The following is a 15,943-nucleotide window of genomic DNA, read 5'->3' on the forward strand; positions in this document are numbered from 1 at the left end:
CTTATTTGGCCTCCTTTTTAAACATGCCGCTTGAAAGCAAGTACACCATGCTAATGGATAAAGCAACAATTAATAATACTAAGCCAACAGCAGAGGCATATCCTAAATCATTCTTTTCAATTCCCCTTCTATACAAATAACCAACAATCGTTAACCCAATATTTTTGGGAGAATTATTGCTTCCATATATCATAAAGCTTTCAAGAAACATGGCTAATCCGGCATATATACTGATGGTTGTCACATAAATTCTTGTCGGCTTAAGTAACGGCAGAGTGATATGCCAAAATCTTTGCCAAGCATTTGCGCCATCTACTTTTGCCGATTCATAAAGAACCTCATCAATTGAGCTTAGTCCCGCCTCAAAATATAGAGTATTTACTCCCATCCATCTCCATGTTGCTAATAAAAGGAGTGCAAACATGCCCGTACCCCAATTTTTCAGCCATTGTTTTGACTCCAGTCCAAAAAAATGAAGGATTTGGTTCATGAGACCAGAATCCATTTCACTAAACATATAGCGAAATAAAATACCTGCTACTACGACTGAAACTAATGCTGGCAAATAGATAATCGATTTATAGACTCTTTTCCCTACTACACTTTTTGAATTTAATAAAAATGCGCAGAGCATAGGGATCGGAATTAAAATGATTAACGTTAATATTGTATAGATAACACTATTTCTAACAGCGATATGAAATACCTTATCGCCTAACAACTTTTCATAATTTGCAAGTCCAACAAATTCGCTATATCCGTTCCCAATATTATGAAAACTCATCTCTATAGTCGAATACATTGGATATATCCAGAAGAATGACAAGCTAACAATAAACGGCAATATAAACACATAGGGTGCTATTTTCTGAGAGAATAAAAAAGCCTGGATCTTCTTCAAATTCATTCCTCTCCTTTTCGTCAGTGTCTTTAAGACTACCTCGTAAAGGTAATCTTAAAGACGTCACTTATTCTTGCTCAAAGTCGACCTCCGCTTGTGCATCTTCAAGAGCTTGCTTTACATTTGCACCATTCTCTAGAACCTCATTTAAAGTGGTTAAATTAAATACTTCATTGATAGTAGTCGTAATTGGCACCGTTTTAATCAAATTTACTTCATCTTGAATTTCCAATAATGTATCAAATGGATTATTAACAAAGTACTTTACATACTCATTGTCTGGATTATGAGTGATATCTTTATTAGTCCAAACCTTTGTATTAACCGGATCAAAACCAAGAATATTCCAGATTTGTTCCCCGCCTTCTTCCGTTAACTTTGCCCAAGTCATAAATTCAGCTGCTAGCTCAGCATTTTCAGAGTCTTTATATACGACTGTACCTGTACCACCTGCACCATTTGAACGTTTTTGACCTTCCTCAAACACAGGTGCTGGGGCAATAGCAAATTTGCCAGACATCTCTGGCATATAATCTGTAAAACGAGACATATACCAAATAGCTTTAGGGAAGGCAGCCACTTCACCTTTTGCCACTGTCGCATAGCCTTGTTCTGTATCAATTTGTCCCCCTGGAGTTACTTCGGCAATCCCGCTTTCTAACCAGCCTTGCTGCATTGTTAGCATATTGTTTAATGAATCCAGCTTCACATTTGCATTGGATGGATCTTTTACCCAAGATTCTCCGTGTTCCGACATTGCTAATGTCAGCCAATCCGCACCGCCAGTATCAACAGAGGTCATATAAACTTCTCCATTAGTAGCCTCTTTTAACTTCTCACCAGCTGCTGCAAAGTCATCCCATGTTTTAATTTTGGTATAATCAATTCCATGTTTTTCGAGAATCTCTGTATTGTAGTACATGACAGTAGCCCCAACATGTGTCGGTACTCCATAATAGTTGCCATCTTTTTCATAAGCATCTAATCGAGATGTCACCAAATCAGCCTTATACGGTTCTACATAACTGTTTAATGCCAGCCATGGAACTTCTCCATCTAAATAGTTAGGAAATTGGCCAATTTCTACATCTGCTAAATCAGGAATCCCTTCTCCTGATTGGACGGATAAAGTTAGTTTCGTATGCATATCTGCATATGGATAGACAGTAAATTTAATTTGAATTTGCTTATCTGGATTCGTTTCATTCCATTTATTCAACATTTCCGTGTAAAATTTTTGGTGTAAATCCACGAATAACCACATATCCAACTTCGCACCATCTTCTGGTCCAACTGTCGTAACCTCTGCTTCTACCTCTTTCTTGTCACTTCCCTTTCCCCCAGAGGAATTCGAACAACCAACAACTAAAACAGCCATCAGAAGAATTACAAAATAGGAAAAGCCTTTTTTGGGTAACCCCATAATCTCTGCCCCCATTCGATTTTTTGTATTTTTGAATTTACGTATTTCAAAGATCACCTCCTGATAATTAAAACGCTTTCACAAATAGGTATATTACCATCCTCAAATTTTTATGTGTAATTCTTATACGCACTTTTTTATTTTTTTCAAAAAAATGTACGGATGTAATAAGCGTTTTTTTTCAACCCATCAGAAGTGATGAATTTGGATGTATGTATATTAGTTCACAAAAATTAATCACTAAAAAAAGAGTTTATCCCTGTCTCTTCTAGGCTTATCTAACAAATATTTGACCATACATCTTTTGGAACTACTAAGTCAAATCGAAAAGTTCCAAAATTGTATGAGTAATTTTGGTCAATATAGAAGAAAATACATCTGTAGGAGCTATTTACAAAAAAGGAGGATTTCTGTTGAATAAAAAGAATAATGATCAAACTACAAAAGTTGCAGGACGCATGTTTGATCCAAGTGATTATGAAAAAAAAGACCAACTTTCTTCTGGCTTGGCAACTACTCATGAACAAGCTACTGATACTTATACAGAAGGAGAAATTGGTGCTGTAATTGATGATGTGGATGGCGAGGATATAGAGATAGGGAAGAAAAGAACTAAATAACAAATAGAAAAAGGATGCATTCTTTTGAGAGAAAGCATCCTTTTTCTATTTTTCATGCCTATGCTATGCTTGCTAAGAAATTGTTACTCTGGAATATATGGTAATTCAAGTGTTTTCGGGATATTAATTACATGGGTCTCCACATAAGATTTTAATCCTTCTTCTCCATACTCTCTTCCAACTCCAGATTGTTTCACCCCGCCAAATGGGAATCGCACATCCAAGCCTTGAACAGCTGCAGTATTAATCATTGTTGTGCCTGCCTCAATGCGACGGGCAACTTTAATTGCATGTTCTTCTTCGCCCCAAACAGAACTTGTTAGACCATAAATGCTCTCATTGTGTAACTCAATTACTTGCTCTTCATCATCAAAAGGCAAAATTGGCACAGTCGGTCCAAATTGCTCTTCTACAACAATTGGATCATGAAAATCAGCGCCTAATACTAATGTAGGCTGCAGAAAATATCCATTATCCATTAATTCGGGATTGAGGATTTCCCCTAATGGAATCACTTTAGCTCCTTTACTTTTTGCATCTTCTACAAGACTTTTAACATATTTCACCTGATTTTTATTATTTACTGGGCCTACCGTCACATCAGGATGAAAAGGATCGCCAACGCGAATCCACTTATTCGCCGCTTCGATATATTTCTCTACGAAAGCATCATAGATTGATCGATGAACATAAATGCGTTTCGCTATCATACAAATTTGTCCTGCGGTAAGGAAGTTTGAAATAACCATTCTTCGCATCGCTTTTTCATCATTTACATCAAAGTCTTCTAGCACAATTGCGGCATCATTTCCTCCTAACTCAAGCGTCATCTTTTTAATCGTTTCAGAAGCAGCCTTCATAATACTCTTAGCTGTCTTCGTTCCACCCGTGAAGGCAATCTTTGCAACTTTTGGATTCGATGTAAGCTCTACCCCTACCTCTGCATCCCCATGGACAAGATTGAGCACACCTGGAGGAAATTCTTCTGCGATAATTTCTACTACTTTACTGACAGCTAAAGGAGCAAATGGACTTGGTTTTACAACCATTGTATTTCCAGTTAATAAGGCTGGTGCTATTTTAATAGTGGATAAAGAAATAGGATAATTCCATGGAGAAATAGCGGAAACCACACCTACTGGATCAAATGTAATGATTGTTCTCCCATTTTCATGCTCTTTTTCTTGGGGAGCAACAACTTTCTTTACATTCTTGCATGCAAATTCCATCCACATGATAGAGATTGCTATTTCACCTTTGGAATCATATAAAGCTTTCCCATGTTCCCGAGATAACAAAGTAGCTATTTCAGGTGTTGCATCCTTTAATTTTTGAATAGCTCGTTCCATTCTTTCGATCCGCTCATCTACATCCGTCCAAGCCCAGCCTTTTAACGCATCATAAGCTGCATCAATCGCTAGTACCGTTTCTTCTTGCGTATTAAGAGGTGCATATCCTACAATTTCATCCGGATGTGTTGGATTTTCACGTGGAGCTTGCTTTTCAGTTGGTACTTTCTCTCCGTTAATAATGGCATGTATAGTAATTGGCTCTGTTTGCATATTCCGACTCCTCCTTGTAGGAATTATTTACTTCATTAGTATGAATTAGGTTGTTAAGGTATATACAGTGAGAACGATAAAAACAATTAGATTTTCTTGAGCGACTTATTAACCCCCATAACTTAAATACCGTTACACTATATTAACTTATACACTTTTTACTAGGAGTTTAATCTAGAAAAGCTACTTTTTTTGTGAAAAGAGGATGGAACTGGACAACGGAGTTTACTATAACGGAAATATCTCCTCTATCAACTATTTCTCTAATTAATTTTGAAAACTAGTTCGCACGAATATTTGGAGAGGGAGTTTCGACACTCACACTATGAAAAAAGGTATATTCAGTTTGTAGGAGTACTAAATGCACAAACATTTTTATACTTAATAAAAAACCGAACAATTATACATAAAATTGTTCGGGATATCCTCGAATAGAAGCTTTTCTCTTTATAAGTTAATTTTGACCATAGTAAGCATATGCTCCGTGTTTTCTAAGATAGTGCTTATCTAATAAATGCTGATCCATAGAAGAAATAGTCGGATTTAGATTAAGTGTATGATAAGCCATTTTGCATACTTCCTCTAAAATAACGGCATGATGAAGTGCCTCTTTTGCATTCTTTCCCCAAGCAAACGGACCATGACTAGATACTAAAACTGATGGAATTTCATTGGGATTTATTCCGTTTTTATAAAATGTTTCTACAATGACATTTCCTGTCTCTCGCTCATAGTCCCCTTTGATTTCTTCTTCTGTTAAACTTCTAGTACATGGAACAGAACCATAAAATGTATCTGCTTGTGTAGTACCTAAAGCAGGCAATTCTTTAGTTGCTTGAGACCAGATAGTAGCCCACGGGGAATGTGTATGAACAATTCCGCCGATATCTTTAAAGTTTTTATACAACACTATGTGAGTACTAGTGTCCGATGAAGGTTTTAAATGACCCTCAACTACTTTCCCTTCAAGGTCAACTACAACTAAGTCACCTATCTTCAAGTCCTCATATTCTACTCCACTTGGTTTAATAACAACTAGTCCCGAATCACGATCAATACCACTTACATTTCCCCAAGTGAATGTCACTAAATGATGTTGAGGTAAACCTAGATTTGCTTCTAAGACTTGTTCTTTTAATTTTTCAAGCATAGTTTTTTTCACCTCTTCTTAATGATTCCCTATTTTTTATACTTTGCGAAAATTTATCTATCAACTACTAGTTATCACCAAAAGATACTAAAACCTTATTGTATTTCAATGTTCGATCTGCCATTTTTTTTAAATAGGCACCAACTTCATCAACAGTAATCTTATGAGAAATCATTGGTTTAAATTTCAGAGTGCCTTTTGTCATGAAATCTAAAGTTGCTTTCCAAGCAATCCCCGGATAGGGGGCTGTATATGAATTCCATGTACCTTGAATTTTTATCTCACCTCGAAGAACATGCTCTATTGCCTCTTCTTCTAATGGAAGATTTGAATGTGCAATACCCAAAAAAACTACACGTCCTTTTTTCTTGGCTGCTAATATGGATTGTTGCTGAGTAATTTTACTTCCGGCTGTTTCAGCAACAACATCTGCTCCTCCATCAGTAAACTTGCGGATTTGTTGAACAACATCAGATACTTTAGCATTTATTACAATATCTGCTCCTAAATCCCTAGCTAGTTCAAGTTTTTCTTCAAATATATCTACCGCAATCACAGTAGATGCTCCAAAGATTTTTGCCCATTGTATTGTTAACTGTCCAATGGGTCCACACCCCATTACGACTACCGTTTCACCTGGTTGAATTTGTGCTTTTTGCAAGCCATGGTAACCAATTGTAGCAGGTTCAACTCCTGCAGCCGTTTCATAATTTAGTCGATCATCAATTTGCAGAACATGCCTTTGGGGTACTTTTACATATTCAGCAAACGCTCCATTACTTCCCGTTCCAATAATGTTATAATTTTCACATAGTGCATAATCACTTGCCTGACAAAATTTACATTCCCCACACGGTACAAGTGGCGCAACTACCACTCTATCTCCCTGTTTTACATTCGTTACATTTCTCCCAATTTCAGCGACTTTTCCAGTAAACTCGTGTCCTAAAATAAGTGGATATGTCCGAGCTCCACTTATCATAGAACGCGGTACATCAGAACCGCAAATACCACAATAAACTACCTTGATCAAAACTTCATCTTCATTGATTTGCGGTATGTCTATTAACTCTGTTTGAATATTTCCCAATGAGTATAAAACTGCTGCTTGCATTTTTTGTTGCATTTTCAAACTCCTTTCTCTATTTTTATGGACACTTTCTGCAATTATATAAAATTGTAATTTCCACCCATTTATCCGGTATCCTAGCCAACTCGAAATCATTTGAGAACTTTCATGTCCTCTTATTCTTCCGTGCTGACTAGCCACCAATACAGTGCAGAACTCTCTATCTATGCTGCGGAAGAGGTTTTTTTGTCTTGAGAATTTTTCTCAGCTTGACGATCTAAATAATCGTAAATTGCCATTTTATTTTTTCTAAAAAAGAACCATAGAATGAAATAAGCGACAATCGTTAATCCAATAAATATAGGATTCTGACTTAAAAATGCTAAAAAAATTAATCCCATTAATGGCTTTCCCAGTATATTAAAACTTGTTATTAACAATGCTCCAGCTGGTAAAGCAATGCCGACGTCTTTGGCAATTTCGGTAAATAAGGGTGCTGTATACGTACACATGTATAATCCAAGACCAAACCAGATAGCTCCATTGACCATAATCTTAGCGATATTACCATTTGAAATAGCCACCAGGCCTTGGACCATAAAGGGAATAGCTAATAAGTCAACAACTGGTAGCACTTTATTTCCTGGAAGAACCATCGCTAGAAATACCATCACTGGAATTAATAATACTCCTGTCATTAATGTTGCTTGTTCTCCAAAACCTGCTGCATCATTGACAGCCAAATACCATTCTCGATTAGATCCTTTTTCTTTTTTGACCGTATTTTTTCTAGCTGCCTCTGTAATTGGACTAAATGCTTGAGCAAAAAGCCCCGCAACGCGCGGGAAAATTGCCATTACCGCACTTGTTGCAATTCCAACTAAAGCAATGGATCCCCATGCATCCAAACTATTTAATGTTGTTAAATTACCTAATACTCCAATGAATATTCCTAGAAACAACCCCAAAGTAATAGGTTCACCTAAAAATCCTAACCGCTTTTGCAAGGTTGCTGGATTTAATTTGATTTTATGGAATCCCAGTTTATTTAAAAGGGGATCCATTAAAACTCCAAATATAGTAGGTTCAATATTATGCATCGCAATAATTGTTGCATTTGGATAATTGTAATATTTTGACCATCTTCTTGCCATCAGCTCTGCATTCAACAAGCTATAAAGGTTAAGAACAATCATACATCCAATCGATAAAATCATATTATCTGTGACCAGATAAACCATTGATCCCCAAATCACATAGGAATAATTATTCCATAAGTCTGATGGCTGGAAAACATCTGTCCACTTCACAAGGAATAGTACCGTTTGCAAAATTAGTCCAACAGCTAGGAATATCATCCCCGGTTCGGTAGAAAAGCCTACTATTGCTGTGGCTTGCCATCCCACATCAAAACCTGTTAATTCCATTCCAGTAATATCAACCATGTTTTGAATTACAGGTGAAATAATTGGTGTAAAGGCGCCTAGAACCATTGTAAATCCTTGTAATCCAATACCGGCATAGAGAGCGGAAATAAATGCTTTCTTCATCGATACTTTAAGTAATAATGCAATAATAAAAATAATGATTGGAACTATAATTGGAGCGCCAAACGTATCAAAAACTTCTTTCAACGTTTCTAAAAACATTCCCATTCCCCCAGTCTATTATTTATTTAGCGCTTTAAGCACTTTTTCCACTTCCTCATAAAACTCATCTTCACCTATTCCAGTTAAACAGCTGCTAGCACTAATGGTTGGGATACCATAATCCGCAACTGGCAATGGACTAGTATGTGTAATTAAGTCATAATTTCCACTTTGAGCATAATTTAGAGCTTCTGTTGGTTTTGCTTCTGTAGTTCTAACATGGAAGCCTCTAGTCTCCATTTCCTCTTTCAGCTTCTCAGCTACCATCGATGACGTAACCGTTCCTGAACCACATACTGACAATATGTTGTAACTTTTCATTAAAAGTCCCCCAATTCAAATTTATTTAAGCTAAAGCACTACTTAAAATATCAGAGATAACTCGACTATCTTCAGCCTTTTCCATTCTATTTAAAAGCTCTTCGTTCTGAAATATAGCCATTAGCTGCTTTAATAATTTCACTTGCTTTTTTGGTTCTTTAACTGCTAGTAAGAAGACTAATTTCACATCAACTTTCTGGGCAGGATCAGCCATTAATTGAAAATTGACAGGTTCTTCTAAGGTTGCTAAAGCAATGGTTGATTCCTTTACATGTGTGGAGTCTGTATGTGGAATAGCTACATTAATACGGCCAATTTGCAGACCAGTAGGCAAAGACATCTCTCGTTGAAGCACTGCATCAATGTAAGTGTCCGTAACATAACCAGATTCTAATAACATCTCTCCCAAAATCTTAATTACTTCCTCAGAGCTATTTACTTTTAATTTTACTTTTACTAAGTCTAAAACCATGATTGTCTCCTCACATTCACATTTCTAATGAAATAATAAACACTTGTGTTAATCCAATTATTAATTAGTGTGCAGCACCTCCATAAATGATTGAAAATCTTTTGTTTGAATTAACTCTTGAACTTTATCTTTAGATTTAACCAATTGATAAAGTTGTTTAAAAACCTTATAGTGATTTTCTCGATCTACTTCACTTGGTAAAATCAAAAAGACAAGTTGCACATTTGTTTTTCCCCATGGGATAGGTTTATGATTGATAGCTATATAAATCATCGTTTCTTCATTTTCCGTTCTTGCAATAGGATGTGGCATAGCTACGTAATTCCCAACTTCTGTTGACGACATCTCTTCTCTTGTTAAAATACCATCTAACAAATATTCCATTTTCACTTTTTCTGTTAATCTTAATAAGAAGTCATGTTTGTTGTTTTCATCTAAAAGAATGAATCGGTTTTCACTTAAAGTCCGATCAAGAAAGCCCTGATTAATTGCTACTGCTATTTTCTTTAAATCTTGTTCATCCAGAAACTCATTAACATGAATAATGGGAATACCATTCTTCTTCACATCCATTGTTGAAATAATTAATGAAATATTTTCTTCTATTTGATCTAACATTTGTAAGGTATATTCTCCTGCAATTTCAATATCTAGAAAATGTCTTTGAATTTTCTGCTTCAATATCATTGAAGCACCAATCCCACTTCCAGATACGATTGCTACTCTTACTTTTTTTCTTTTTGTTCGTTCAATATGTGCAGCAATATGAAGAGCAATGTATCCGATTTCACTTTCTGGCACAACAAAGGTTAAATGTTTCTCCAAACGATGTGCTAAGAGAACTGCAATATGATAAGCTAATAAGTACTCCATCTTAATATGAGAAATATAAGGATTTTCTACATAAAGCTGATATTGAAGAGGATATTGGGCTTTTGCTAAGTGAAAAAGTAATCCAGACACAAGTAGGCGATCTTCATTAAAGCGAAAATCGTATTGCTTCCCAAGATCAACTAAGCTTTTTTCTAACTCTTGTTTCAGTTCCTGAGGAATATTGGTTTCATTATTATAAAAACTAACTATTATACGCTGGCTTATTAGGTGTAGGCTAAAGTACATTTTCTCTTGATTTCCAATATCTATTTGGAATATCTCCTGAACATCCTCTAAAATCTTAGATGCCAATTCAAATTCTTCATAATCTAAAGATTGCTCTACTTCCTTTACTTCGCGGATCTCATATCCATGTCGGATACGGTATATCGCAATAATTAAATGCACTAACAAACTACTTAATTTCCCTGTGGGAATATCGTGAATATACTTATTTAGATTCTCAATCACCACTGTTGACAGTAAATTTAATTCTTCTTCTAAAACCCAGCCACCGAAACGAACTAATAATTCTTTATACAGCTCTTTTATTGTCATAAAGTTTTTTTCTACTAAACTCTCAAGTAATAATCTTTTGTCAAATTCATCCCCCTCTAATCGAATCCCTTGAAAAACTAATGCTTCCACGGATAAATTTCTTTTTTGGGAGGTAATCATTTGAGAAATTCGTTGAATATCTGACCGAATCGTTTGTGGAGAGAAATAAATCATTTGGGATAATTGTTCGTATGTTGTCCATTCCTTGGTATCTAGAAGTGCCTTTACAATATAAAATGCACGCTCCTCAAATTCAATATGATGTCTCTGTTTAAAACCAACTAACTCACCTTCAAGTTGATAACCTTGGCGTTTATTTGAAATGATGCGTGCCCCAATGAGATAGTTATCATTCAAATCTTTAATGTCATTTCTCACTGTTCTGGAACTAATATTTAGCTGTTCACTAATATCATTTCCCGTTACAAACCCATCTGAGTTTTGAAGTATGTGAAGAAGCTTGGTATATCTATCTCTCATAGTGAATACCTCCTGTATCTACATCATAAAAAAGAAAGCACTTCCACGCTATTTTGTTCTTTTTCCTATTAGTAAGGAAAGGAAAGAGTACAACAAAACTCTTCCTAATGATAATGGCAAACTTTAATGATAGATACAACGAAACTTCGTGTAGAGATAAGTGCAAATGTATTGGCTGCTAGTAGTGAATTGAATTGGAATGCTTTGATGGAAAAGATTAAAAGAGGAGTACGAAGAAAGGAATGATAACACGCAAGACTCTCATAATTAATAAACGACAAGGAAACATGTTATAGAAACCATAGTTCCACTCAATTTAAATTTCTTTCTGCTTAACCAAAAATAAAAAGACAGAAATTCCCATAATACGGAAATCACTATCTTTTTAGACCAAAAATAAAAGTGAAATGAAAAATACATTCCATTGTATGTAGTATTAATAAAAAATAAAAAACCACCAAATATGTATTTGGTGGAGACGGAGGGAGTCGAACCCTCGTCCAGAAATATCGGCACTTAAGCTTCTACGAGTGTAGTCAACATATTCGCATTTCGCTTATTCTTCTGCCTGTTGACAGGCGTCCGATAAGCTAGTCTGGTTGTTCTCTTCCTTCTTCCTCAGACGGTGGAATCCGGCGTAGCCCACTTAAAGTGAGTCCCTGACCCTACCACATGGGCGATGGAGGGAGGAACCGCTAAGCGCTATTAAGCAGCTAAAGCGAAGTTGTTTTGTTGTTTGCCAGTTATAGGCTTTGACGTTTTAACGAGGCCGATCCCCTCGACTCGCAACCTAAGCTCGAACTATCCCTGTCGAATCCGTAGCGTCCCCATTATAAGGATAAAATCAAGTAATTGTTACATTACAAGATTCTTAGCATTTAAGCTTAACGTTTCGGAAGCTCTGAAATAGGAGCTTAAAGTTATGTTGTCTTATCGACATAAATTATTATAACATAACTGGAGCGTATTTCAATTGTAAAGTTTTGGATTACATTTTTTGCCTTTCACGTAAAGCACGTTCAATACTGCGATTTGCTTCTTTACGTTTTAAAGTTTCCCGCTTGTCATAGTTCTTTTTACCCTTACCTAGACCAATCAAAACCTTTGCATAGCCATTTTTAAAATAAAGTTTCAGTGGAACTAAAGCATAGCCCGCTTCTTTTGTATCCCCGATTAACTTATTAATTTGTTTGCGATGTAATAAAAGCTTTCTTGTTCTTAATGGATCATGATTATAGCGATTTCCTTGTTCATATGGACTGATATGCATCCCTAATAGAAATACCTCGCCATTAATAATCCGCGCATATGATTCCTTCAAATTTACTCTTCCTGCACGAATCGCTTTAATTTCTGTTCCTTGGAGAACAATCCCTGCCTCATAAGTCTCTTCAATAAAATAGTCATGGTTTGCTTTTTTATTCTGTGCTACTAATTTCCCTTCACCTTTTGGCATGTCTCTTCCCCCTACTCTGCCAATAATTTTATCAAAAGAACGCTTAATATACAAACATCCTCTGCATGTGGCTTCTTCATCTAAAAGAAACCACATGCATAAATGCATCTATTTATCTGTTAGCGTTTCTTTTTCTTTCTCTTTGCTTTTGGAGCATTCTCGAAGTGTTTTCTCTCATTCTTTCCTTTACGTCTTGATTCACCTGTTTTTCCTTTACGATCCGTATCTCTCTCTGATTTGCCTTTACGCGGGGCACGAGAGACACTGCCAGTAGAAAATACCTTCCCTTCTTTTTTCGGATCTCTGCGGCGAGTCCCCTTCATTCCAACTATTTCAAAGTCAATGGCACGTTCCTCTTTGTTCACATTCACAACGCGAACAGTAATTTCGTCTCCAATACGGAAAACCTTCCCTGTTCGCTCGCCAATCATAGCAAAATGACGCTCATCATAACGATAGTAATCATCTGTCATATAGCTTACATGGACAAGTCCTTCAATCGTATTCGTAAGTTCCACAAACATACCAAAATTCGTAACAGAACTAATAATGCCATCATATTCTTCGCCAATTTTATCAAGCATGTACTCTGATTTTTTCAGTTCATCCGTTTCGCGTTCTGCTTCTACTGATCTTCTTTCCATACTAGAGGAGTGCTCAGCGATTTCTGTTAGGCGGCTGTTCCACTTTTCTTGTGTAGCAGAACTAATATCCCCTTCAATTAAATACGTACGAATTAAACGATGTACGATTAAATCCGGATACCGTCTAATCGGCGATGTAAAATGCGTATAAAATTCTGTTGATAAACCAAAATGCCCTAAGCTTTCTGGATAGTATTTAGCCTGCTGCATGGAGCGCAGCATGACAGTCGAAATAACCATCTCTTCAGGAGTTCCCTGTACTGACTCAATAATTTCTTGTAATGCTCTTGGATGAACAGAGTTAGCAGTACCTTTCACGATATAACCAAAGTTTGTAATAAACTCGAAAAATCTTCTTAACTTTTCCTCTTTTGGATCTTCATGAATACGGTAAATAAATGGAACCTGCATCCAATGAAAATGTTCCGCGACTGTTTCGTTGGCAACAAGCATAAACTCTTCAATTAGTTTTTCTGCAACAGAACGTTCTCTTAAAATAACATCCTGTGGCTTTCCATCTTCATCTACAATTACTTTAGATTCTTTAAAGTCAAAATCAATGGCACCACGAGTCATCCGTTTTTTGCGCAGAATAGCTGCTAAATCCTCCATTCGTTCAAACATCGGGACAAGCCCTTCATACTTGGCTCTTAGTTCTTCATCTTTATCATGTAAAATCGAATTCACATCAGCATATGTCATTCGTTCCGTTGTTTTAATGACACTTTGAAAAATTTCATGGGAAACTACTTCACCATCAGACGTAATTTCCATCTCACAAGAAAGAGTTAAGCGATCAACCTTTGGATTTAAAGAACAAATTCCATTAGATAAACGGTGCGGAATCATTGGAATAACTCGGTCAACTAAATAAACGCTTGTTCCTCTCTCCTCGGCTTCTACATCTATTGGAGAGTTTTCCGTTACATAGTAAGAAACATCTGCGATATGCACCCCTAATTTATAATTACCGTTCTCTAACATCGTTACTGTAACGGCATCATCCAAATCCTTCGCATCTGCCCCATCAATTGTGACAATAGTTTCATTGCGCAAATCACGTCTATTGGCAATTTCCTCTTCATCAATCGTATCTGGTGCATTATTCGCTTGTTCTAACACGTTATCTGGAAAGGCAAGTGGTAATCCATGCTTATGTATTACCGATAAAATATCAACACCTGGGTCATTTTTGTGTCCAAGTATTTTAACAACCTCTCCCTCCGCATTCTTTCTGCCTTCAGGATAAGAAGTTAATTTCACGACAACCTTATGCCCTTCTATTGCCCCTTTTGTGCTGCCTTTTGGGATAAAAATATCTGTCGCGATTTTTTTATCATCAGGGATAACAAAGCCAAAATGCTTGCTCTCTGAATATGTACCAACAATTTGCTGGACTCCTCTTTCGATAATTCGTACGATTGTTCCTTCTCTTCTTTGGCCAGAGCTTTCCGAAGTGACACGTGCTAATACAATATCACCATTTAACGCCGTTTTAACTTCATTAGGCGGTATAAAAATATCATCCATGCCTTGTTCTTCAGGGATAACAAACGCAAATCCTTTCGCATGACCAGCTAATTTCCCCCGAATAAGGTTCATCTTCTCTGGTAATCCATAACGATTGCTCCTTGTCCGAACAACTAGCCCCTTCTCTTCCATCTGTACAAGTGCCTTGACAAAATCTTTAAAGTGAGAAGAATCCTCTATTCCGAAAGCCTCTTCTAGCTCTTGCACGGTTAGTGGTTTATAGGCTTCATCTTTCATATAAGTTAATAGCTTCTCGACATTTTCTTTAATTATATCTTCCAAACAAAAAACCTCCTTTGCATCTTATTGATTCCAATCTAGTTTTTCTAAAAACTGATAGAAATCTTCAAAAACTTGTTCTTTTTCTTTATCATGTGTAATAACATGTCCAGAGTTTTCATACCATTTAATATCTTTTTGAATCGATTCCACTTCTTCATAAATGATATTTGCACTATTTGTATCAATCATTTGATCATGTCGTGCCTGAATAACAAAAACTGGTGAATAAATAAGATCAATCGATTCTCTTACTTCTTTGATTAAATTTTGTAATTCTTTTAATGTATTCATTGGCTTAAATTGAGCCATTTCCTGCTCAATAACTTCTTCTGATTTCTTCTCGCGCTGCTTATAATTACGAGCGTATTCAAGTACGCCTTCATACATGACATCTTCACTTTTAATGTACATTGGAGCACACATGGTTACGATACCCTTTACAGGTACAGTGTAACCTAATTTAAGGGAAAATACCCCTCCTAAAGAAAGACCTCCGACAGCAATTTCTTCAAATCCCATCTCCTTTAAATGCTGGTATGCTTCCGTTACATCCTTCCACCAATCCTTTGGCCCGTATTCCACTAATTCCTCTGGTGGTACTCCATGTCCTTTATATAAAGGTACATAGCAGGTGTAGCCCTTTGTATTTAAATATCTACCAAGCAAGCGTACATCTGATGTATTCCCCGTAAAGCCGTGCAATAAAAGCACTGCACGTTTATTATCTCCTTTAAAGGTTAATGGTTTCTGTTCTACTATTTTCATTAGATAAACGCTCCTTTGTCTTATTATTTTCTCCTTCGCCCTATTCTATAATATAAAGTGACCAATTTATTTGAAAAAGAACTATCCTTCTATTTTAGTAAAAAAGAAAAGAAAGAATCCAGTCATATGATTACTTCATACTATAGGTCTTTTATAAATCTTATGTACAACTCCATTTGTTTTCCGAA

Annotated in this window: 13 protein-coding genes and 1 other RNA gene; 1 reads left to right on the plus strand and 13 read right to left on the minus strand. The window is 36.2% G+C overall.

The genetic code is table 11. The features are described 5' to 3' along the window. Nucleotide 1: 1 nt before the first annotated feature. Both C2I06_RS13260 and C2I06_RS13265 read right to left on the minus strand, forming a co-directional pair. Nucleotides 2-907, minus strand: a complete 906-nt coding sequence (locus tag C2I06_RS13260; protein WP_095330395.1) for a carbohydrate ABC transporter permease — start codon at nt 905-907, stop codon at nt 2-4. 61 nt (nt 908-968) lie between these two features. After that, nucleotides 969-2,324: an ABC transporter substrate-binding protein gene (locus C2I06_RS13265; RefSeq protein ID WP_164463697.1), complete on the minus strand. Its 1,356-nt coding sequence runs from the start codon at nt 2,322-2,324 to the stop codon at nt 969-971. Between the two features lie 413 nt (nt 2,325-2,737). On the opposite strand from C2I06_RS13265, the gene C2I06_RS13270 reads away from it, so the two are divergent. After that, entirely contained in the window at nt 2,738-2,944 is a 207-nt protein-coding gene (locus tag C2I06_RS13270; protein ID WP_095330393.1) for a YozQ family protein, read from the plus strand. Between the two features lie 83 nt (nt 2,945-3,027). Here the strand turns inward: C2I06_RS13270 and C2I06_RS13275 are convergent, their stop codons facing one another. The 11 genes from C2I06_RS13275 to C2I06_RS13325 form a co-directional block, all read right to left on the minus strand. Continuing rightward, a complete protein-coding gene (locus tag C2I06_RS13275) occupies nt 3,028-4,506 on the minus strand; it encodes an aldehyde dehydrogenase family protein (RefSeq protein ID WP_123258190.1) in 1,479 nt (492 codons plus the stop codon). Between the two features lie 454 nt (nt 4,507-4,960). Beyond that, nucleotides 4,961-5,656, minus strand: coding sequence for an L-ribulose-5-phosphate 4-epimerase (araD, locus tag C2I06_RS13280; protein WP_123258191.1), 696 nt, complete (start codon nt 5,654-5,656; stop codon nt 4,961-4,963). A gap of 67 nt (nt 5,657-5,723) precedes the next feature. After that, nucleotides 5,724-6,782 (minus strand): galactitol-1-phosphate 5-dehydrogenase, encoded by a 1,059-nt coding sequence (locus C2I06_RS13285; protein ID WP_123258192.1) that lies wholly within the window; start codon nt 6,780-6,782, stop codon nt 5,724-5,726. A 167-nt stretch (nt 6,783-6,949) separates the two neighbouring features. After that, on the minus strand, nt 6,950-8,374 hold the full coding sequence (locus C2I06_RS13290; protein WP_123258193.1) for a PTS galactitol transporter subunit IIC: 1,425 nt from the start codon (nt 8,372-8,374) through the stop codon (nt 6,950-6,952). Nucleotides 8,375-8,392: 18 nt separating this feature from the next. Next, complete coding sequence (locus C2I06_RS13295) at nt 8,393-8,695, minus strand: PTS sugar transporter subunit IIB (protein ID WP_095330388.1); 303 nt, start codon at nt 8,693-8,695, stop codon at nt 8,393-8,395. A gap of 25 nt (nt 8,696-8,720) precedes the next feature. Then, nucleotides 8,721-9,167: a PTS sugar transporter subunit IIA gene (locus C2I06_RS13300; RefSeq protein ID WP_123258194.1), complete on the minus strand. Its 447-nt coding sequence runs from the start codon at nt 9,165-9,167 to the stop codon at nt 8,721-8,723. A gap of 60 nt (nt 9,168-9,227) precedes the next feature. Then, nucleotides 9,228-11,078, minus strand: coding sequence for a BglG family transcription antiterminator (locus tag C2I06_RS13305; protein ID WP_095330386.1), 1,851 nt, complete (start codon nt 11,076-11,078; stop codon nt 9,228-9,230). A 470-nt stretch (nt 11,079-11,548) separates the two neighbouring features. After that, nucleotides 11,549-11,907, minus strand: a transfer-messenger RNA (tmRNA) gene (gene ssrA, locus C2I06_RS13310). A gap of 159 nt (nt 11,908-12,066) precedes the next feature. After that, a complete protein-coding gene (gene smpB, locus C2I06_RS13315; RefSeq protein WP_016203855.1) occupies nt 12,067-12,534 on the minus strand; it encodes an SsrA-binding protein SmpB in 468 nt (155 codons plus the stop codon). 119 nt (nt 12,535-12,653) lie between these two features. After that, nucleotides 12,654-14,945 (minus strand): ribonuclease R, encoded by a 2,292-nt coding sequence (rnr, locus tag C2I06_RS13320; protein WP_420915969.1) that lies wholly within the window; start codon nt 14,943-14,945, stop codon nt 12,654-12,656. Nucleotides 14,946-15,011: 66 nt separating this feature from the next. Further along, nucleotides 15,012-15,755, minus strand: a complete 744-nt coding sequence (locus C2I06_RS13325) for an alpha/beta hydrolase (RefSeq protein ID WP_095330384.1) — start codon at nt 15,753-15,755, stop codon at nt 15,012-15,014. Nucleotides 15,756-15,943: the final 188 nt, after the last annotated feature.

The sequence above is a fragment of the Niallia circulans genome, assembly GCF_003726095.1.
GTDB lineage: Bacteria > Bacillota > Bacilli > Bacillales > Cytobacillaceae > Niallia > Niallia circulans_A.